The sequence below is a fragment of the Bradyrhizobium arachidis genome, from assembly GCF_015291705.1.
In the GTDB taxonomy this organism is placed as follows: Bacteria; Pseudomonadota; Alphaproteobacteria; order Rhizobiales; family Xanthobacteraceae; genus Bradyrhizobium; species Bradyrhizobium arachidis.
Genome location: NZ_CP030050.1, coordinates 2,310,554 through 2,329,816 on the forward strand (window position 1 = coordinate 2,310,554; position 19,263 = coordinate 2,329,816).

At 57.5% G+C, this 19,263-nt stretch carries 15 protein-coding genes and 1 pseudogene; 9 read left to right on the plus strand and 7 right to left on the minus strand.

The window, feature by feature from the left end; translation table 11 throughout:
* Positions 1-259 precede the first annotated feature (259 nt).
* The 6 genes from WN72_RS10675 (at position 260) to WN72_RS46860 (ending at position 10,048) form a co-directional block, all read left to right on the plus strand.
* Positions 260-517 (plus strand): hypothetical protein, encoded by a 258-nt coding sequence (locus tag WN72_RS10675; protein WP_167336577.1) that lies wholly within the window; start codon positions 260-262, stop codon positions 515-517.
* 318 nt (positions 518-835) lie between these two features.
* Positions 836-2,005, plus strand: coding sequence for a lipase family protein (locus tag WN72_RS10680; RefSeq protein WP_092220178.1), 1,170 nt, complete (start codon positions 836-838; stop codon positions 2,003-2,005).
* Complete coding sequence (locus WN72_RS10685; RefSeq protein WP_092220180.1) at positions 2,005-3,879, plus strand: VMAP-C domain-containing protein; 1,875 nt, start codon at positions 2,005-2,007, stop codon at positions 3,877-3,879. The genes WN72_RS10680 and WN72_RS10685 overlap by 1 nt, the downstream gene beginning before the upstream one ends.
* Positions 3,876-4,766 (plus strand): AAA family ATPase, encoded by an 891-nt coding sequence (locus WN72_RS10690; RefSeq protein ID WP_092220182.1) that lies wholly within the window; start codon positions 3,876-3,878, stop codon positions 4,764-4,766. The genes WN72_RS10685 and WN72_RS10690 overlap by 4 nt, the downstream gene beginning before the upstream one ends.
* A gap of 108 nt (positions 4,767-4,874) precedes the next feature.
* Positions 4,875-8,639, plus strand: coding sequence for an SAV_2336 N-terminal domain-related protein (locus tag WN72_RS10695; protein WP_092220184.1), 3,765 nt, complete (start codon positions 4,875-4,877; stop codon positions 8,637-8,639).
* A 1,136-nt stretch (positions 8,640-9,775) separates the two neighbouring features.
* On the plus strand, positions 9,776-10,048 hold the full coding sequence (locus WN72_RS46860) for a hypothetical protein (RefSeq protein ID WP_244553995.1): 273 nt from the start codon (positions 9,776-9,778) through the stop codon (positions 10,046-10,048).
* A gap of 652 nt (positions 10,049-10,700) precedes the next feature.
* Here the strand turns inward: WN72_RS46860 and WN72_RS10710 are convergent.
* Together WN72_RS10710 and WN72_RS10715 are read right to left on the minus strand one after the other, a co-directional pair.
* A pseudogene (locus WN72_RS10710) lies at positions 10,701-10,856 on the minus strand (DUF736 family protein); the annotation flags it as partial.
* Between the two features lie 191 nt (positions 10,857-11,047).
* Entirely contained in the window at positions 11,048-12,373 is a 1,326-nt protein-coding gene (locus WN72_RS10715) for a DUF3422 family protein (RefSeq protein ID WP_092220185.1), read from the minus strand.
* A 1,429-nt stretch (positions 12,374-13,802) separates the two neighbouring features.
* On the opposite strand from WN72_RS10715, the gene WN72_RS10720 reads away from it, so the two are divergent.
* The 3 genes from WN72_RS10720 to WN72_RS10730 all read left to right on the plus strand — a co-directional run bounded on the left by WN72_RS10720 (position 13,803) and on the right by WN72_RS10730 (position 14,970).
* A complete protein-coding gene (locus WN72_RS10720; RefSeq protein ID WP_092220187.1) occupies positions 13,803-14,150 on the plus strand; it encodes a trehalose-6-phosphate synthase in 348 nt (115 codons plus the stop codon).
* Positions 14,151-14,230: 80 nt separating this feature from the next.
* Complete coding sequence (locus WN72_RS10725; protein WP_143130832.1) at positions 14,231-14,530, plus strand: hypothetical protein; 300 nt, start codon at positions 14,231-14,233, stop codon at positions 14,528-14,530.
* A complete protein-coding gene (locus tag WN72_RS10730; protein ID WP_092220191.1) occupies positions 14,527-14,970 on the plus strand; it encodes a DUF2513 domain-containing protein in 444 nt (147 codons plus the stop codon). Before WN72_RS10725 ends, WN72_RS10730 begins: the two co-directional genes overlap by 4 nt.
* 207 nt (positions 14,971-15,177) lie before the next feature.
* On the opposite strand, the gene WN72_RS10735 is transcribed toward WN72_RS10730, so the two are convergent.
* From WN72_RS10735 to WN72_RS10755, 5 genes are all read right to left on the minus strand, one after another.
* Entirely contained in the window at positions 15,178-16,203 is a 1,026-nt protein-coding gene (locus WN72_RS10735; RefSeq protein ID WP_092220193.1) for a hypothetical protein, read from the minus strand.
* 59 nt (positions 16,204-16,262) lie between these two features.
* Positions 16,263-16,652, minus strand: coding sequence for a hypothetical protein (locus tag WN72_RS10740; protein WP_092220195.1), 390 nt, complete (start codon positions 16,650-16,652; stop codon positions 16,263-16,265).
* A gap of 49 nt (positions 16,653-16,701) precedes the next feature.
* The gene (locus WN72_RS10745; protein WP_143130833.1) at positions 16,702-17,199 is read right to left on the minus strand and encodes a hypothetical protein; all 498 of its coding nucleotides are present in this window, start codon (positions 17,197-17,199) and stop codon (positions 16,702-16,704) included.
* A 72-nt stretch (positions 17,200-17,271) separates the two neighbouring features.
* Complete coding sequence (locus tag WN72_RS10750) at positions 17,272-18,150, minus strand: hypothetical protein (protein ID WP_092220226.1); 879 nt, start codon at positions 18,148-18,150, stop codon at positions 17,272-17,274.
* A gap of 385 nt (positions 18,151-18,535) precedes the next feature.
* The gene (locus tag WN72_RS10755; protein ID WP_244553996.1) at positions 18,536-18,901 is read right to left on the minus strand and encodes a hypothetical protein; all 366 of its coding nucleotides are present in this window, start codon (positions 18,899-18,901) and stop codon (positions 18,536-18,538) included.
* Between the last annotated feature and the right edge of the window lie 362 nt (positions 18,902-19,263).

Sequence of the window (19,263 nt, forward strand, 5' to 3'; positions counted from 1 at the left end):
CTCCGCCACCCGCGGCCTGCCAACCGTTCCTTGCGTCTTACAAGCGTCCAGCTCTGTTTGAGGGACTAGCGGAGCAGAAAATCGGCGCATGGCGAGCGAAAAACGCTGCGGATCGTCGAAATGGAAATGCTAGGAATGATATTACGAGCTGCCATGCCGAACGGTTTCCGCGATGCGACGACAGGCAGCGCGTTAACCAGCGACATGCTCGCCTGAATATCTCTTCGTAGACATTGCGACGACGTCAGGAGCGTCCAGGATGCTCGATGAATACTTCGCCCGCATTCGTGCTTACCGCAACAACATCCACCGCTATCGTCGCCTGCTGAAGTCGAACCTGTCGGATGTGGAGCGTCAGTTCATCGAAAAACGCCTCACCGAAGAGCAGATCGCGCTCGAGTCTCTTTCGGCCGAAACCTTCCCGCTCGCGTTTGGCCTTCGGAAAGGGGGCGGACGAGCCGGCGAGCTAGGCGCGGAGCCGCGAACGACGTGCGCGTCCGGAACCCCGGCGGTCTGATCTGCTGACCTGCGTGGGGCGCGGTGGCACCCTAATTCTACTCAGGGATGCCCCAGTTTTTCCGACGAAATCGAATTAAAGATCAATATGTTAGCTAGAGTGTTTCTGGGACGCGCACGCGACTCATCGAAGCAAAATGGCCGCGCGAGCGAGCGGCCGTTTGTCCCTGTCGTCGGGACGAGTGGGCTGGCAAGGGAATAGCCTGGCTCAGTAGGTTGAGCGTGCGCGTTCCGTCCGCGTTCAAACAGCACGCCACCGATTGAAGACGTGCAGGGGGCGCGGTAGGCTCGTGCAGGTGGTGATCAGCGGAGTCCTATCATGCCGCAAGGATCTATTCTTCTCGTGCACGGCACTGGTGTTCGGCTTGGCAAGTACGAGAAGAGCTTAGAGGTCGCCGAGAAAACGGCCAGCGAGTGCAGCTTGGGACGGAATTTGTTCCCCTGTGCTTGGGGAGATTCCCTCGGGGTTGAATTCGAAGGGCTTTCTCTTCCGGATGTTCCGACCGCGGAAGTCGAGCTCAAGGCGGAAGAGGATCTCGCTCAGTGGATCTGGATCCTAGATGATCCGCTTGTCGAACTTTCCTTGCTCGGAATTCCCGATGGAAGTGCTGCAAATGCAGGCGTTCTGAATCCGGAAGGACCAACGCCGGCCGAGCAAAATCTCGAACAGGTGAGGGCGTACGCTCCCAGCCTGGAGTTCCGGCAATTGCTCGCTCGCGGTGGCCTTGAGGATGTTTGGGAGCCCGCCCGAACCCGGATTTTATCCGATAAGGTCACCGAGCGCGCATTTGAGGCGTCCGAGCATGAACCTCAAGAAGCGTTCCGCGCGCTCGCCCGAGCTTTGGTGGCGCAGCTGCATGTGGAAGCCATCTCTCGCTCGCGCCCCGCTCTGTCCGCCGTTCACCGCGAGAAGCTGGTGCAGCGGCTCTTGATTGACTGGAAGCAACAGGTGTTCGGGATAAGCGACCGATTTCTCAAATTTGTGGCGCGCGCCGGGACGAGATACGTCAGAGATCGTCGCAACGCGCTCAATGCGGTCGCGGCTCTCCCTCTCGGAGACGTCCTGCTTTATCAGACCAACGGAGCCAAGATCCGCTCGTTCATTAAGAGCAAGATTGAGTCCTGTCCTGCGCCAGTGACCATCGTCGCACATAGCCTCGGCGGCATGGCCTGTGTGGATCTGCTGGCTTTAGGCGACATTCCGCAGGTCGATGGTCTCGTGACCCTCGGCTCCCAATCGTCGTTCATGCACGAAATAGGTTCGCTTTCCTCATTGAAACCTGGAGAGAAGCTGCGCGAAGGCTTTCCGAGATGGCTGAATGTCTTCGACAGAAATGATTTTCTGAGTTTCTTCGCCTCGAGAATTTTTCCCAATGCGATCGATTTCGAGGTCGCCTCAGGGCAGCCCTTCCCTGAATCTCACAGCGCCTACTTTGGCAACGAAGTCGTCTGGACCAGGATCAGAAGTTTCATCACCGGGCGGGAATAATGAGAGAGATTGTCGCCGTAATCGTTGGAATTGAGAAATATTCCCGTAGCGGAATCGATATCTCCTCGCCGTTTGCTAATGCGATGACTGCTGCTCGTCACCTCTTGGGGATGGGCGCCAAGGCAAAGAACATTCACCTTCTCGTCAATCGGACCTCATCGTCGGACGGGTATAGGGGCGAAGTGGACATCGAGAGACTTCGGGCCGAGGGCGTAACAGTCTTGGAGGAACCGACGAAGGCGGCTATTCTCAATGAACTGGCCTCCGTTCCAGCTGGGATACCGCCGGACTCGCGGCTGTTCTTATACTGGTGCGGACATGGATATGCCGGCGCAGGAGATCGGATCCTTCTCTGCAGCGACTACGATGCCGCGAGATGCGATGACCGCACTTTCAATGCCACACGGAGATTCCGCCGGCTCGGCTCCCATCCGGAGTACACTTGTTTCACCGAGCAGATCTTTCTGGTCGACGTCTGCGCAAGGTACAGCGACGTGATTGATCCGGACCAGCTTTCGGTCAGCGGGCAACGGCACGCAAGACAGGTCGCAGCTTTCGCCACACGGGAAGGCGGGTACTCCAGAGGCGGATTTTCTGACGTCGCGCTGGATTGGCTTGGTCGGCAGAAAACCTGGCCTGACACGGGTATTGTGCTCAAGACACTCCTACCTGAGCTGGATAAAGCCAAGCTGAAGCCGTTCACGCTTGATGCCGATGACGAGGCGACGACGATCGCAGGCCGACGGTTCGGCGGAGCCTCCGCACGGTCATATCCGCCCCATGTATTGGAGGTGCAGGCGTTGCTTGCCAGCGCAAATCTGAGTTCGCGAGCAATCCGCAACTCCTATGAGGCGACCCTTGCAGATTTGAGACTGCCAGTGGAAGGTGATCCCGACCTGGTCCAGATGCTCGCCGAGCTCGCGGAAATGTTCGATGCCGAGGACCTTACGGACATATCGGACGCCTTCCTGCAATTCGTGACGAGGCTCAGTTTCGATCCCGAGGGCGCGCCTCTGAAACGGTGGCTCGAGGAGTTGCCAGCACCGCTCGCGTACCGGCGAAACTCGGTCAGGGAAAGATTAGCCGCCGAAGCAGACGAGAAGCTGCTTATCGTTGAAATTGACGGCAATGAACGCGCAGACCCTTCGCTTCTTTCCGCATTTGCATGCACGCGGGCGGGGAAGTGGCTGAATGTTCCGCCTTTCCAACGGCAGCTAGCGGATTGGGATGAGCTGAGCGCTGCCGTGAACAGCGCGCTCGACTCCATGGTTCAGAAAGGAGTCCAGATCAGCGAGATCCAATTCGTGGTGCGGCCTTTCCTCTTTCATCACGAATTCCACAAAATACCGCGGCCCAACGAGGGCGAACTAGGTGAGCACTACGTCGTGGTGCTGCGCGACAAGTACCGAGCCTATCAAGATCCGCCGCCACAAGCCGTTCTGGCTTACAAGCAGGCAATGGCGAAATGCTCTCCGGACAAGATCAAGCTCGTACAGATTCCGAGCGAAGCAACCAAGCTGCCGCAGATGTTTTCTGGTGATCAAGGCTTCTGCTATGCCGGCATCATTTGCGGGCCCGATCCTCACGCGGAAACAGGGCGCCGCGATATTCTAAGACGCGTGGTGCTGCGCGGAGTTGGTTACGCCTATTGGCTTCAGAAGGAGCCGGCCTGCGGCGGAGACTGGACGATCGCACTGAAGAAATATCTTCTAGACGCCCTAGCCGGTGTGGGTCAGCTCAAAGACCTTCCAAGCTGGATTCGTAACGGACGGCAGGAATGCAACGAGTTGGCGGTGCACGGGGCCTTGCTATGGGACGATCCTGATTTCAAGCCATTTTTGAAACTCTCATCTCCTTCGCGAACGAGCACATGACACAAGACTGGAAGATATTTACCGGCAAAGACGCAGAACAGACCGACAGGCTCTACGATCTTCCGCCGGCGCCGCCATGGCGGTTCGCTGGCCGCAACAGCCAATTATCGCGTCCCGCGGGGCTGGACTTGGCCTCCGAGAAGAAGAGGGCCGACCCCTTTATTCCCACTGAACCGATGAGGATGGCTGTCAATGCTGCCCTCTATCTTAGGCGCCCGCTGCTCCTTACCGGCAGGCCAGGAACTGGCAAATCGACCCTCATTTCGAAAGTTGCTTACGAACTCCGCCTTGGATCTGTCATCCGTTGGCCGATCTCCTCCAAACCTACAGTGAAGGGCGGGATCTACGAGTATGATGCGGTTGGCCGCCTCCAAGCGAGCAAGACAAAGGATCCGCCTGTGGAGGACTTCCTCCGCCTTGGCCCCTTGGGTACAGCGCTGATGGGCCAGACCTGGCCGCGGCCTCTCCTCATCGATGAGATCGACAAGTCCGATCTGGATTTCGCCAACGATTTGCTGAACGTTATTGAAGAGGGTACCTATGAAATCCCCGAGCTCGTGCGCCTGAAGCCGAAGCCGACGACAGCCCGATCCCGGAAGCGGGGCACGAATGCGCATGAAGTCCGGGTGCGAGACTACTTTGGAGATCTGGTCACGATCGCCGACGGAAGGATCGTGTGCGGCGAATTTCCCTTTGTGGTCATCACTTCGAATGCTGAGCGCGATTTTCCTGCTCCTTTTCTGCGCCGCTGCATCAGGCTGACATCGTCGAATCACAGCTGGGCAAGTACGAGGATGAGGATCGCACGAATAAGAGACGTCACCTCATCCAGGAATTCGCGGAACGGCTGGCTAAAAATGAGGATCTCGCAACGGACCAGCTGTTGAACGCCATGTTCCTGACGGTCTCGCTAGCCGATGGTACAAGATCCTTCGACAAGGAGGAACTCGAACAACTGAAGCAAAACCTTCTCCGCTCACTCACCGCGAGCTGATATGCAGCTTTCCGACCTTTTGAGGGGGCTGCGCTCGGGCGGTGTAGATCTAGCCGCTGAGCATATGCTCGACTGCTTTTGGCTGGCCCACCACGTCAGTGGCAAGTTATTCGACGACGTGGAAGACGTGCAGCAACGCACGCCGGCCGTCCAAACGCAGCCGGCGCTCGGTGGTGCTGCCGTCATCGAGCGGACCAGCGAAGCCGCCGCCGGTCCACGAAGCGCCGCGCCCGCCCAAGTCTGGGCCGACGCGCCGAGCGGGGTGGGGACGCGCAGGGCCTCGCTCGGCTCCGTTCCTTCAGCGCGTGCCTTACCAAACCGCCTAGACTTCTCGCGCGCTTTGCGGCCGTTCACGCTCCGTAGAAAATCTGCCGAGCGGTCAGAAATGGACGAGGAGCAAACAGTCGACGCATCCGCGACCATCGGTTTTCCCTTTCCGATCCTCAAGCCGTCGGAGCAGCGCTGGTTTACCGTCGATCTCGTGCTCGAGGACGATCCGGCGATCCCAATCTGGCGACAAACACTTCGCGAATTTTTCAAGATCCTGCATGAAAGCGGCGCTTTCGACGATGTGCGTTTCTGGCACCTTGAGAAGCGGTCGCGCGCGACGGATGCGGAGGGTTCTGGTTTCGTGCTCGTGTCACAGGCTGGCGCCCGCGTCTCAACGAAGTTCGTCGCCGGCAGCGGAGTTGCAAGGCTCGTCCTTCTCGCCACGCACGGTTCTTCGCCGAATTGGACGAATGGCAGTTATGATCGGCTTCTGCGCGATTGGCTGGACACATCGTCGGTCGCTCTCATCTATTTACTGCCAGAGGGTGATCGCAAGCGCTCCCCCTTGGGAGAGCCTCAAGGCCTCTGTTCGGCTGTGAAGCCGGGGCTTCCGGTAGCGCAGCTCGACGTACGCCGTTATTGGTGGACGATCTCTGACGAAACGACCAGTCCCTTCGTGCCGGTGCTAGACCTGGATCCCGCGAGCGTACACCGATTTGCCAAGATGCAGATGGGGCTCGGCGGAAGCAATCCGGTGATCTTCCTGGATTCCTCGCGCATCACGTCATTGCTGCCGAACCGGGCCAACCGTTCCGAGTCCGATTTCGAGCAGATCATCTCAGCTCTCGCGGTGCAGTCACCCGACGCGCTCAGGCTTGCACGTCTATTGTGCACGACCCCCTTCACGCTTCCCGTCGCGCGGCTGATCCAAGAAGCAGTTCTCGGACGAGATACCTCTCCCTATGTGCTTGCGCAGGTTATGCTGAGTGGGATCGTCGGCACCGCGGAAGCGGCGGCGAACAGCGATCCGGAGCGCACCTATTTTGAGGTCCGTGCGTTCGCTCGAAGAATCTTAATGCGGTCTCTGCGCAAGTCTGAAGCCGAAGCTGCTGCGTCCGAGTTGGAGGCGCGCGTCTCGATGCATCTGGAAAATATCCAGGATCGCGTGGGCAGATACGCCGTGAGATACCTCGACGAACGCGGTGAACATTCAATTCCCGATTTCGCATCAGCATTCGCCCGAGTGAGCCGGGCTCTGCTTGGCGATCCAGCAACGGCCGCTGATTTGAAGACGAAGGCTCACCAATTTAGAAACAGGTTTTCCGAGCGCCGGCTTGCTGACGTTCTGGATAAGCTCCGATACGGGCGCCATCTACCACTTGACCCAGAAAACACAGAGGATGACGCTTGGAAAGCGCTGCTTGAAACCGGCCTCGTACGGCAGAACTCGAGCGGCGAATGGCGGCTGAGGGTCGGAGTGTGGGAGGAAATCGCGGGCGAGCCGCTGGCCGACGATGAAGGTGAGCAAGCTCCAACTGCACCCCTCAACACCGTTAGCCAGTTCGCCCTGGTCATTGGCGCTCCCGGCGTGCCGGGGATGCCGCTGATTGCCGACGCTCACGCCGACGCGCAAAGTTTTGTGAGGTGGCTCGGCGAAATAGGCATCGCGCGCGAGCAGGTTCTCTATTTGGAACAGCCCGACCGAATTCAACTGCTGGATGCGGTCGAAAGCTTAGCCAAGCACGCCAAAGGCGCTGGCGACCATCGCCGAGTTTTCATCTATTTTGCTGGACATACGGTTGTCGACGGCCAGCAGCAGCTCTTTCTGAGGATGGGCTCGTCAGAACCGGAAGATACTGCGCTCTCGGAGATTGTATCTCAGTCAGCAAATCACGGCTCGTTTGACGATATCGTGTGCATAATCGATGGAGAAGGCGCGCCCCTATTGGGGAGCGAGACCATCATGCCGCTGTCTTTCGTGCAGCGGATACCTCATCCCGTGCTCCCAAACATCCTGACAATTGTTGCCCAGGGATTTGGGCGGCGGGCTGTTGCACCACGGTCCTTTACGGCGGAGATACTGGACGCCTTGCGTACGGCGACCGTGAACGGCTACGTGACGACGCGATCCCTGACCCAAAGGTTGCATAAGCGTCTGAGTAGCGAGGTCTCGATTCGCCTATCCGGGAATGATTTCACGATTTGCGGACCTTTAGCCGCAATGATTCCGACCCAAGGCCCAATCCGATCTACGTGGATTGTCACCAGTATCGGCGAAGTGAAGGAACTGCTTGCCCGCGAATTTCGTCGGACTGGGAGCTCGCGGGACGAGCTCGATTCGTTTGAACTCAAAGGACCTGATGGCGGGATGAGCTTGTCACTGTTTCCAAGCAAATTTCGCATGCCGCGTGCCGATCCTCCTCAGGCAATCATCGTGGTCGGGACCGCTTATCGAGCAAACGAGTCCGACCGAAGTCGACTATTGGTCGCGACCGAGTTCGCCCGGGAGGAGCGCGAAACGCTGGCTCCTTCAATGAGACTTCTCAATGCTGCGCACAGAGTGTCCTACGGCGACGACTGGTCTCGGTATATCTCCATTCCAAACACTGGGGCGCCGCATGTAGCCTTCGGGACTCTCGCCGATATGCGAATGGAAAGGGGCCGGTCGGCTTTGTCCGCCGCCGGCTTTTCGTCCGGCATGGACGAAATCGCCGAGCTGCAGGAGGAGTTTCCGCAGGCGCATCTTCTAGCAGTATGCGTGTTGAGCGATGCGCCGCGACAGGATCTAACGGTCAATAGACAGCTTGCGTCGTTGTTCGTGCGCGCACTTGTTCAGTCTCTGCTGGAGCCGCCGGAACAGGAGCAAGGCCGATCGTCAGTTGCCCTCGATGTTCGACAACAGCTCGAACGCCGCCTCACCGCGGCCCTGGCCGCTTTGCCGCAGTCTCCAGCCGAATCGGAGAGCGAACTTGGACACGTCGCAAAGTTGTTGTCGAGAGATGGCAAACGAGACATCCCATGGATGCATTTAGAAGCACGGCTCGCCGCTGCCTATGTCGAAGTCTCCTCCCGGATAAACCAAGCAAAAAACCTCTCGGCGGCGATACAGCACTACCGGCGCCTTCTGGAATATTATCCCAAAGTCGAGCGGGACCCGCTTGAAATTGCGCGCGTGGAGAGCCACCTCGGTGACACTCTCTTGCTCAGAAGTGAGCTTACTGAGAGCGTGACTGATCGCAAAGCCGCAGAGGCGTGTTTCCGACGGGCCGCAAACTATTTCCGCGCCGCTGGTCGCACAAATGAAGCAGCGAGCCTACAACACCGCGTCGAGGTGTTGGCCGGACGAGTGCAGAGCGCTTTTCAAGATGGTCCTGTGACTAAGAAGACCGGCCCAAGATCGCCACGAGCGAAGAAGGCCCCCTCCGAGTCAAAGTCTGCTAAATCTGCGACCAGAGCTCGGAAGCCGAAGCGCAAGATTGCGAAAAAAAAGAAATAGCTCAAGGGCAGCCACAGGGCGGCGCGGCTTGTGCCAACATTTCCGCCGTTCACAACGAGTTTTCCTAGCGTGACGCCAGGAGTAGTTTGCAACTTCTAAAAGCGCGGATTGAAGCGGTTTGGGGGTCTTGGCGCTCCGCTCTGCTCGACCGGTTCTCGCTCGAGGACCTGTTTGTATTCGGCCAATATCTCGCCAGTTTGTTAGATTGGCTACACGCCCAGCCAAATCGTTCTAATCGCTAGCCAGCTGAGACAGTCACAACTTTTATCCTTCATCGTTCTGCTATCGCGGCATGACATTTGCTCTCCTACCCCCCGCCGGCATGCCCGCCAATATAGCCTCCAGACCAGTTCCACACCGCTTGTGGCGGTTTAAGTTGCTCAAGATCCGCCGGCTTCGCTGCGCTGCTTGCGAGGAGCGCAATTGTTGTCGCACCACAAAAAAATGTTACATCGCATCAAAGTTTGCCCCGGAACTTGCCAGTTCACGACCCGCCTCCTCAAGTATCGCCGCACGACAATCGTCGGAGCAGACCAGACACGCGGGCGCGCCGGGCCCGTCCCCAAGATCACCGCACTACGATTGGTGATGATTTCCCGAATAGGCAAGCCGCGTGCCGAATGAACTCGTAGGCTTTGCGGGGTCTTCGGAAGTGTTTGTCGCGTCAACTTGCCGACGTTGTCAAATTTGACAATCTGAGCTTTCGACAGTCTCTCCACACCCGACATTTGCGAGGGCAGATCCAATGCGCAACGTTTATGTTTGCGTGGAAATAGTTGCGTGCCAAAGCGCCGCCAAACGGAAGACAGCCAAGGCTTGGGAGTGATGGCGATTGTGACCCCGGATGCGCAAAAGCAACACACGACGGAGTGGCAGCCGAAATGGAGAAGAACACGGGACTTTTCTGAAACTGATTGCGCTAGGTGATTTCAAAAGGCAGGCGCCCACTTTAAGATCAAAGGATCAAATGCCGATTGCACGAGCCCTTTGAGCGCAAGCTCGGCGCTAATGACAAAAATCCCGCAACTGGATTTGTGACGATCGGATCGCTGAGTGTCCTGCTATAGTATCGCGCGCGCCGTGGTGGTGGTGGAAGGCGCAGCCGTCAGACCTCTATCTGACGGAACCCACCCGCCATGTTCATCCTCGGACCACCACTCATTATCCTTGTTATCGGCTTGATCTGTTGGCTGGTGTTCATGCTTGCTGCCTCTGCGCTCCCGGTCTTCGTTGGCATGATGATTGCCATGTTCGGCTTCCATACCCGTGCCGGCTTGAACGGAGGCATCGTAACGGGCCTTGTGGCGGACGGTGTGAGCTTTGGTGTCGCCCGGCTTGCGCTCGCTCTCGCGCCATGGGCTTGGGTTCGGCTCCTGACCATCCTTCTCTACGTCGCGCCGCTACCGTAGCGGGCTATGGCGCCACATATGGAATCGCCTCTGATGACGGTGCCTTCACCAATCTGGCGGACGATATTTGCCGTCGTGGGCGCCATTGCCCTCAGCATCACAGCGTTGATCCGCTTCACTGGAATGGCCGTAGCTGGACCTGCCCGGCAATGATTGCGCCACTGAAGGCGTCGCGTCGACGGGCGGGACCGCACCAGATATCCGCAATGCTCGCGGTCCTCACCGTCGGAATTCGAACGAGAGCGGGCTGGCCGTTGAAGCTCCGATCAACAAGCTTGCGCCCCGGATTCGTCACGGTGATCATAGAGGCATGGACCAAGCGGTCGCATCTCAATGGATACGGCGACAATAAATGTGAACGAGCGGCGCGGCCGATGTGTAATCACGGTCCCAAATCCGTCCGTTGCTGAAGGGACAAAGCGCCTGTCACCATCGAACTCAGTTGCCGGCCTCGCGGTGCGGTCGAACTTGCCGCGTTCTCCTTGTCAGTTCTGCAGGCCGAGCGCACCAACGGCCTCTTCGATAGATTGATCTAGCCCGAAGGACGGCTGACGCCTCAACCGCATAAGGCGCAACAGCGGCGTCACAACTTTCTTCCCCGCCGACTGGGCCATCATTCTTGGCCCTAGCCAAGAAAGTTGCTGCTTTGCTGTCAGGCCCCTTGTTCGCCGTCGATCGCCTCCGGCCTGTCGATCACCATCGAGGGGTTGGCGAAGATCGGAGCGGTGAAGCTCGGATCGTCGAGCTTCAGACCTAGATAATCGCGGCCCTCGTTGGAGTGCTTCGACCAGGCGGCCCCGATCTCCACACTGGATGAGGAAGGTGAGGGCTTCAGCCTGATCTGGCCCCGTCTCAGCCGTCGCAACGGCGACTGACCCGATCCACAATGCCTCGCCGGCTGCATTACCTTGCGCAGGAGCCGGCCGCGATCTTGCGGCAGCGTCGCACCCCGACCATGCGAGCTTCGCAGGACGGAGGCACCGATTCCCTCAAGGAGCTTTAGTCGCAAGTAACCGAGGGCTCGTCGTTGTGCTTGAGGTGTCGCTTTCGGACATTGTAACTCACCAGCCAGATCACGCCGACCGCGATCGGCACGAAGGCTGCGGTCAGGAACGAGGGCTCTACTCGCAGTCCGACATCATGCGCGCCCTTGGCAAGATAACTAAACAGGCTGACCACATAATATCCTATCGCCCCGACCGACAATCCTTCGACCGTGCACTGCAGCCGAAGTTGCTGTCTCGCGCGCTCGTTGATAGCCTGCAACAGGTCACGATTCTGTCGTTCGATTTCGACGTCGACCCGGGTTCGCAACAGGTCGGCGGCCCGCGCGAGCTTGACCGACAGAGTGGCCTGACGATCCTCCACAGTGGCGCAGGTTCGCATCGCCGGCGCCATGCGGCGTGCCAGAAACGACGACCAGGTTGGATAGCCCGAGACATCGTTGCCTTCAATGATGGATAGTCGCGATTGGACCAGCTCGTAATAGGCCCTGCTGGCGCCGAAGCGAAACAGGCTGCCGGTCGCGCCTCTTTCGAAGGATGCGGCCAGCGCCGTCAGCTCGGCAAGCAGATGGTTGTTGAACTGCAGCCCCTCACCGCTTTGCATTTTCTCGAGCGCCTCAACAAGACGGCGGTCGATGCGATCAACAGATGGTGCAAGCTCAAGGGCCGCCGATAGGCCAAGCAGCGCCAATGGACGGTAGGTCTCGATTTCCAAAAGCCGCTGCACCAGCGCTCCGAGATCGTGCGATGTCAACCCGAGGTCGCAGACGAGTATTTTCGTGAAGCCTTTTTCGTCTACGCGGAAGTCTGAAGCGGCAACGCCTGTGCCGCTCTTTGTGACAACCATGGCCAGGCTATTCTTGTCAAAAATCTGTTCGGCCCGCCTGGTCGGCGAGCTGTCCCGCTCCACTTCTAGCCTGATCGCGACCAGCAACTGTCCGGTCTGACGCAGCGCGCGGATCAGCGATCGGACGGTCCCATCAACTTTGTCAAATTGGTCTGCGGCAGAACAATTTGCGTTAGTCCAGATCCAGGTAAAGGTTGTAAATTCCGAATGCTGCTCCCAGCGTAACGTAGCGGGACCGATGACAATCTGATGAAGTTTCGCCGATTGCTCAGGCGGCGTAAGATTGCGCTCGAGGCAAAAATCGATAAAACGGCAGCGGTCGCTTGTGGCCGCCTCGCCCTGTGCAAGAAAAGCGAAGTGGATCACGCTGAACGGCGAAACAAGGCGCGTGAAGGGGCGCGCGTGCACTTCGCGGAGCACAGCGTCGCGCTGCGGATGTGGCGTGAAGGTTCGCAGATCCAGTTCATCGACCATGTATTGACGCCTCGCTTCAGGTGAGCAGGCAACCGGCAGCCTTGACGCGGGATGCAATGGCGGTGCTGAGAAACGGTTGCGCGGCTAGGTTGCTGATGAAAGTCATGTCGACGGTCACTACCGAGGCCGCCTTGAACTCGGGAAAGAGGTCTTGCGGGAGGAGCGGCGGGCCAGACAGATTGAGTGAGCCGCCCCATCCAGCTTTCGAATGACGGCATCAACGTATGGTCCGGTGTTCACGGCGAAGTGTCGGCATTGCGGCTCAATAGCTGTAGCGTTGCGTGCGCGAACTTGGCGGTGGCGCGCGGCACGGTTCGACGAATGCCTAGATTTACGTGGACGTGGTTGTCTGGCCGTCCCTCAAGTGCCGCCGCGTCCGCCGATGAACACCTCGGCTTGTGGCTTGATTATGCCGATGTCGAGAGGGGGGCGGGCGGAATCTCCTTCGCGGCCATGAGCAAAGGTCCTGCTCGCCCAGCAAACGATCTGCGCGCGGGTTGGCGAGGTCGAACATCGCGAAGACCGAATTTATGAGGTTCGCCCCAGGAGGACGACGCTCGCATTTGGTCAACAGACCTAGTGCGCGGGGTTTTACAAGAACGGGCATGAAACCTGCCAAGACGTTTTTCGTCCCCACCAATATCTCTCTGGCGTGACAGACTTTCGGTCGCACGATGCAAACGCGTCTTTATGTCCCATACCAAATTTGGTAGGTAGCCGTTTTAGCTCCGCGTTGCGTAAACTGTCGTTCCCGCGGCGAAGGTTGATATTCGAAGCAAGCGCAATTTGCACCAGCAGAACCATCGGCTCCCAAAGCCGATCGATCGACCCGATATCGGACCAGGCTGCCGCTCACCGAAGAATTAAAACCGTTTGTCTGTGTAGAATCGATACTTCGTGGCCGCGGGTAAGTTGCTTCGTTAGACGAAGCCGTTGATGCGGTGGACGCGGGCTAGACGCATTCGTCTAGCGACTGAGCAGGGCGTGCGTGGGGCGCCCTCGAGGCGGCTCGCTACATCTAATCCCAGCCGAGTGCACACGAAAGCACCGAGCCCGATCGGCGGTCCGGCCGGAAATCTTCGGTCGCCAACCTTTGCAAATTGATCGATGGCCGGCAAAACGGCAGATCAGACGGGAAGGATAACTTGTGAATCTCGTCATCGTATCGAACCGGGTTGCCGGTGGCGACGTCAATCAACCAAAAACAGGCGGACTTGAGGCGGTCCCTGCTACTGTGGGGCAATTTGGGTGGGGCCTAGGCGATGCTCGCTTATGATTTAATGGGCTTTCAGGCGACGAGAACCGACAGAATTCCGTGCCGATTTCGAGCTCACGCCTGATGAAAATGGTGTGGTAATTTCCCGCAATAGCCGGGTGACAAGATCGCAAGTATTTCCGATCGGCATAGATACAGATAGATTTGCACAATATGCTGTCGAATGCCGATGCCTTGTTGCTATTGCAAGGTCTCAATCGTGAGAAACTTGCCGTCGACGTCGACCGGCTTGACTACACCAAGGGTCTCGACCATCGCGTTCGGGCAATCGATCACCTTCTGAACGAGGAATCGCGCAGCATTTCGTTTTTGCAGATCGCGACCACCTCACGATCCGGCATCAAGAGCTACGATGACTATCAGAGCGATGTCGCGGCTCTTGTCGAGGACATCAACGCTCGGCATGGCGCGGACGGCTGGAGGCCGATCCGCCACGAACGAAGCCTCAGATTCAGGCTGTGCTCGCCGCCCTCTACCGCGCCGCACGTGTCACGTTGGTAACATCATTCCGTGACGGTATGAATCTCGTAGCGAAAGAATAGGTTGCAGCGCAGGATGGCAGCGATGCCGGCGTACTGACTTTGTCGAAAGTTATCGGCGGGGCTAAGGAACTCGACGCGGCGCTGCTCATCCATTCCAACAACATCGAAGACATAGCGGCCAAGATTTCGATCGCATTTTCAATGTCGCAGCCCGACCGCATCTGCCGCTGGATGATGGCGAAGCTTCGAGTGTATCCCACCCTCACGACGGTCACGCGCGATGGCGTCACGCAACGCGCGGTGCACAGCTGGCCGGAGGACAAGGCTGGCAAGCCGGTGAGGCCGAAGCCGATGGATTGGGCAAGGCGGGTGGCGGCGTGCGGAGCGTTTAGTGCATGACGACTGCAGCTAAACCGAGTCATACTGTCAGCATTCATCGCGGGATTCGGTGGGCTGACATGAAGTTGGAAGTTGATCTGGTGCGGCAATTGCTGCTGCATATCGAGGAGCATGCGACGCGGCCTATCTCTGATCTAGACAGCATTAAGATCGATGGCTGGACAGAGGATCAGATTGGCTACCATGTTGTTCAGCTTAAGGACGCGGGCTTTATTGAAGCCAGTATTAGTAGTGTTCCTGATAATGAAAACCCAGACCTTGTCCACGTAATCTATAGCGTGCGACGGCTCACGTATAAGGGGCACGAGTTTGTGGAAACGGTCCGCGACGACACGATTTGGCGGAAGGTCAAGAAGAAAGGTAAGGCCATTGGCGCTATGACGTTGCCCGCTCTTGTGAACATCGGGGCCGGCATCATCAAATCGCAGATAGGGCTATAGGGTATCGGCCGCGAAGAAAGGCGACCTCATCGGTCAACTCTCGAATCCATTGTGGGGGCAAGTTGTAGATCGTCTGCATCATCGAGTCGTCCGACAGCTATTTCTCAGGTGTTCTTCTGGGCACGAACTTTCAGAGGTCCATCTTTATGGTAAGGGCCAATCATCGTCTCATGGGCCAAGTGGAGGGGCACGGTATCGGTAAGCACGTCACGACACGGGGATAATCTGCTTCCCACCGTCCATCCCGTAAGAGTACTTAACAAGCTTATGGCTGCGTTGGTTTTCCGGCAGTTCTACCACTTGGACAGGAATCTTCACCGACGCATCAATGTTTCTCGAACACATGAATGCAATAAGAATCTCGAATGTATCGGCAATATGCTCAGTGACCTGAGACGTATATGCTGAAATTGGCATTCTTGGTTGAGTAAACTTGGGGTGGTGCACGGCAATTGTGGGAGGAACGACCTCGTTATTTGGCGTTAGAGAAAAATCAGAAACCTCGACGTGTTCATTTGGCTTCCTGTGCTCGACGCAGTTGCGAGTGGTCCTGATTGATTTGCAGAAATTCGCTACGTCTGCCGTCAGCCCAACGTATTGGGTATCGCCCTTGTGTTTCCGCGATATTTCTTCCGCAAGGCCCTCAAACCATCCCTTAAACTTGCTTCCGTAGAACATGGAAGCAATTGCAAAGAGTGCTTGGAGCGCGTGATCTGCTCGTTGAATGAACTCTTTGCAGCGCGGTTCTACGTTGGGTGCCGATGGGAGCGCTAGAGAACAGCCCTTGATCTGCAACTCTGCAAGCCGACTCTCTACGTCATCATCCTGCCTGCTGAACTCCGCTGCAAGGTCGAACATCGCGGCCAAATTCTTCAAGCATTCGAAGCTTAGCTCGATTGCCTTCGTGGACTCGAAGTCGGGATCGAGGAAACCCTTCTCAAAAAGCTGTTTGGCGGTCAGCAGCGTTTTGGCTACCAGCGGCGAGTCGGAACCGTAATCTAAAACCTTCTGCTGCGAGTTTGGCACATTGATATTAGTGCGACCTGGATCAATTTCGTCAGCCAGCATGATCCGGTAAATCGAATCGGTCTTCACAGTGTGAAGGCGCTCGCCAATCTTTACCATTTCCGTAATGCGCCCTCCGGGCGGTCCCACCTCCATGGACATCGCAGAGTCGCGAAGATGATCGATCGGGCGCTTCATTGCTGCAACTTTAGTAATTGCCGTGGCCATAGCGTCGTTATCAACTGGCACGCGGTCGATGAGCGGGACGCTATGGCCGGGAGGCACCACTATTTGCTCTTAAACGCGTCCTGTCGAACCTGGACTCGGGCCACGTCGAATTGCGGGATTTCGGCGCCTCGTTCTCGCCTAGCGTCCAGCATGTCTCTCCATCGATCGCTGGACCATGGCCCTGTAGCCTGGATGCATTCGACAAATATTTCGGTGAGCTTGCCGATTTTTGCTGGGTCGCTGCCTGAAACACCTGCCCGCGTCTCTGGATGGTGGAGGCGCCACCAAACCTTTTCAACGATCATGTCCTCGCTGTAAGGCTCGGGATTATCGGGCCGGTTGATGGAAATGTACGAGCCAACTCTCGGAACTTCCGGAAGGTCAAATTCCAAAGAGTACTCCGGGTTCAGCTTGCCCACCTCCCGAACAACTATGATCATGCGCGTCATCTGAAAGCTCCGAAGCAAAATGGGGGTGTCTGTGGCGGCTTGCTCGCACTCAGTCCTGCGAAGTTGGCCAATGCAGCGCGACAGTCTGAAGGCCAGCACGATTGAAATAGTCGAACATCCGCCCTGAGCCGATCACTTCATCGATCAGCCGATAGATTTGATATTGCCGCTGCGGCACCTCCACTGAACCCGGAGGCGGGCAAGGAAGGCCGGCACGGCCGCCGTCAACAAGTACTCGTAACGCACGAAAAACCGGGACTCCGTTATAGCGAAAGTCGACCCAGTCCGACGATGCGTGTTTGTCTGGAAACGCTTGTGCCCAGTCTTCAAAAAACTCCTCGCGATGGGTTAACCCGGTGGCGATTGAAATGCTCAAGTCCTTCCTGAAGCTCATCAACGAATGGTGCTCATCGATCTCGACCCACGGAACGGTTTGGCCTCCGCCGGATACCTGCTGCATGTCCTGCGCGAAGACCGGGCGACCAATGGAGGTCCAGTCAGAGGCTTCACTTTCTTCGATGACTTTAAAGAATTGGTCCAACGTCACGGCACGTAGCTCCAAAGGTTGATTAGGATGCTATTTTCGTCACAACCAGTGGGGAAGCGCAAGCTGCCCCGGTCATTTTGAATTGTTCTGCTTGAGAAGCCTGGAAACCGCAGTGCTGAGCTCCGCCTCGTCCTTGAGTACCTGGCTAAGCCGCTCCGATAGTTCTGCGAGCACCACCCGCACGTCATGCGCGATCTCAAGACACTCCTCATCCGAGCGGCCGTGCAATCCATCGCTGAGCGCGGAGTGCAGGAGCGTGAGGGGATTGTGGCCCTTAATCAGGAGGGCCTGTGGGATGGCATCCTTAACCAGCGCAAGAGACTTGCTGAATTGAGTTTCGGTTTTGGCAGCTTCCAGAGCATCAATCGTTTCTTGCTTCGCACCGAGGATTGCTGAGGCCTTGATGATCTCATCTATGATGCGGGCTTTCTGGTTCTCAACCACCCTCCGATAATAGCTGAACGCCCCAATTCCCAGGCCCTGGTTCTCGCACCGCCTTCCCTGCAAAAATGTGTCGCGCTCATCACCGAGCAATTTCAGCAACCGCGTGGGCGTAGTCGGCCCGTAAGGCGGAGATTCGCCGAGCTTTGTCAGGGAGCCGGCCTTGGTATGCTGAATTACAAAGAGCCGAACGGCGAAGGTCTTTCGCGAGCTGCGACAATTCGAGCACAGATAGTTGAAAAAGCGGTAGTGCAGTGCACCCGCGAGGGTGACCTTGCTGTCCTCATTGCATCGAAAAATCCTGGGGCCGTTGCAGATCTCATTAGGGCAGTGAATTAGGATATCTGGCAGCTCAAAATTATAGATAAAACTGAGGCTGCCTTGGCGCTGAACGATAGCGAAGAGATCGGGTATCTTGGTTGGAGTATTCGGCGGAACGCTTTCCAGAAACTCTGACAACTTTAAGGGGGCTTCAGTTTGATCGGCTGTATTCTCCGTCGACTCAGTCATTTTTCTCGCTCGACTCCCCTCTCTCATCGACCACCACGGTCAGCTCGCAAGACGCAAAGCGTCTGCGCGCCCATGACGACTACCGACTTAGTGAAATCGCACAGGCGCCCTACTTGGAAAACCGAGCCCTGCGCCCGGTGTTGATGGCGATGATGTCGCCGCGGCGGCAACTGCGGGCCACGGCAGCAATCTCTGCATCACCATCGCCCTGGAGAAGAATCTGCGCTGCTGACCGACAATAGCCCGAAGGCTCGGCGGCAGGCTTGGGCGCGGTCGGTGCCGGCGCCAAGCCATAGGCCGACGTCGCGAGAGCGGCGCAAGCCGCCGTCGCAGTTAAAATCTACTTCACTGAAGCCCCCCGACCATGACTGCCAGTCGATATCCTTTACCGCCGAACGACCACCACCGATGGAGAGGCGAGCCACGCTGCGGCCGCCGCCGATTCCTGCGCGCCAACCGATCGATTTGCAAGATTGCGACGTTGTTCTTCCGCTGCGATGTCGGACTGAGTTTGCGTCGCCTCTTGGTTGGCTTCCGCAATGGTCATTTTACCTGCCTGCACGCGCTCTGCTATGACAGCTCGCGTTGCCCAATATTTATCGAAAAGGTCGGGGTAGGTCGTAAACGGCCTGATCGCCAGTGCAGCCGTGGCGTTGCACTTGTTCTTCTCGATCATGTTTTTGGTGCCTTCGGGAAACTGCGCTTTGCAGTCTTCGAAGCTCCGCTGCATCGCGGCTGTTGCGGCAGCCATTTGCTGCTCGCGCTCTTGCCGCGCGGCAAGTCCGCAGCCGCCCAGGGCGACGCAGCTAAAGTCTTCTTCATTGAATAGGCCCCCGGCCAAATTTGCGCGCCAATCCAAACGCAACCGGCGCGCGAAATCAATAGGTTGCGCGCGTAAATGGTCGTAACTTGGGAAAAATATGCATCCTGTGCACGGCGCGCGCCGAAGCGCCCCTGAACAGGGATGAAATCAGTGGTCGGATGTCGGTGGGGCACCTGGTGGGGGTTCGTCATCGATTAACATCGAACGCTGGTTCCTCCGTGGCCCAGAGCTATCCGGCAGCGGTGGCAGTTGGGAACGCGGCTCGGGTCTAGGCGTCCCAGCCGGATCGT

Excerpts from the sequence above, each read along its gene's own strand:
- WN72_RS10680 (WP_092220178.1), top strand. The coding sequence starts at position 836 with ATGCCGCAAGGATCTATTCTTCTCGTGCACGGCACTGGTGTTCGGCTT.
- WN72_RS10750 (WP_092220226.1), bottom strand. The coding sequence starts at position 18,150 with ATGACTGAGTCGACGGAGAATACAGCCGATCAAACTGAAGCCCCCTTA.
- WN72_RS10755 (WP_244553996.1), bottom strand. The coding sequence starts at position 18,901 with ATGGCTGCCGCAACAGCCGCGATGCAGCGGAGCTTCGAAGACTGCAAA.
- WN72_RS10720 (WP_092220187.1), top strand. The coding sequence starts at position 13,803 with ATGCTGTCGAATGCCGATGCCTTGTTGCTATTGCAAGGTCTCAATCGT.
- WN72_RS10675 (WP_167336577.1), top strand. The coding sequence starts at position 260 with ATGCTCGATGAATACTTCGCCCGCATTCGTGCTTACCGCAACAACATC.
- WN72_RS10715 (WP_092220185.1), bottom strand. The coding sequence starts at position 12,373 with ATGGTCGATGAACTGGATCTGCGAACCTTCACGCCACATCCGCAGCGC.
- WN72_RS10695 (WP_092220184.1), top strand. The coding sequence starts at position 4,875 with ATGCAGCTTTCCGACCTTTTGAGGGGGCTGCGCTCGGGCGGTGTAGAT.
- WN72_RS10685 (WP_092220180.1), top strand. The coding sequence starts at position 2,005 with ATGAGAGAGATTGTCGCCGTAATCGTTGGAATTGAGAAATATTCCCGT.
- WN72_RS10690 (WP_092220182.1), top strand. The coding sequence starts at position 3,876 with ATGACACAAGACTGGAAGATATTTACCGGCAAAGACGCAGAACAGACC.
- WN72_RS10740 (WP_092220195.1), bottom strand. The coding sequence starts at position 16,652 with ATGACGCGCATGATCATAGTTGTTCGGGAGGTGGGCAAGCTGAACCCG.
- WN72_RS10735 (WP_092220193.1), bottom strand. The coding sequence starts at position 16,203 with ATGGCCACGGCAATTACTAAAGTTGCAGCAATGAAGCGCCCGATCGAT.
- WN72_RS46860 (WP_244553995.1), top strand. The coding sequence starts at position 9,776 with ATGTTCATCCTCGGACCACCACTCATTATCCTTGTTATCGGCTTGATC.
- WN72_RS10730 (WP_092220191.1), top strand. The coding sequence starts at position 14,527 with ATGACGACTGCAGCTAAACCGAGTCATACTGTCAGCATTCATCGCGGG.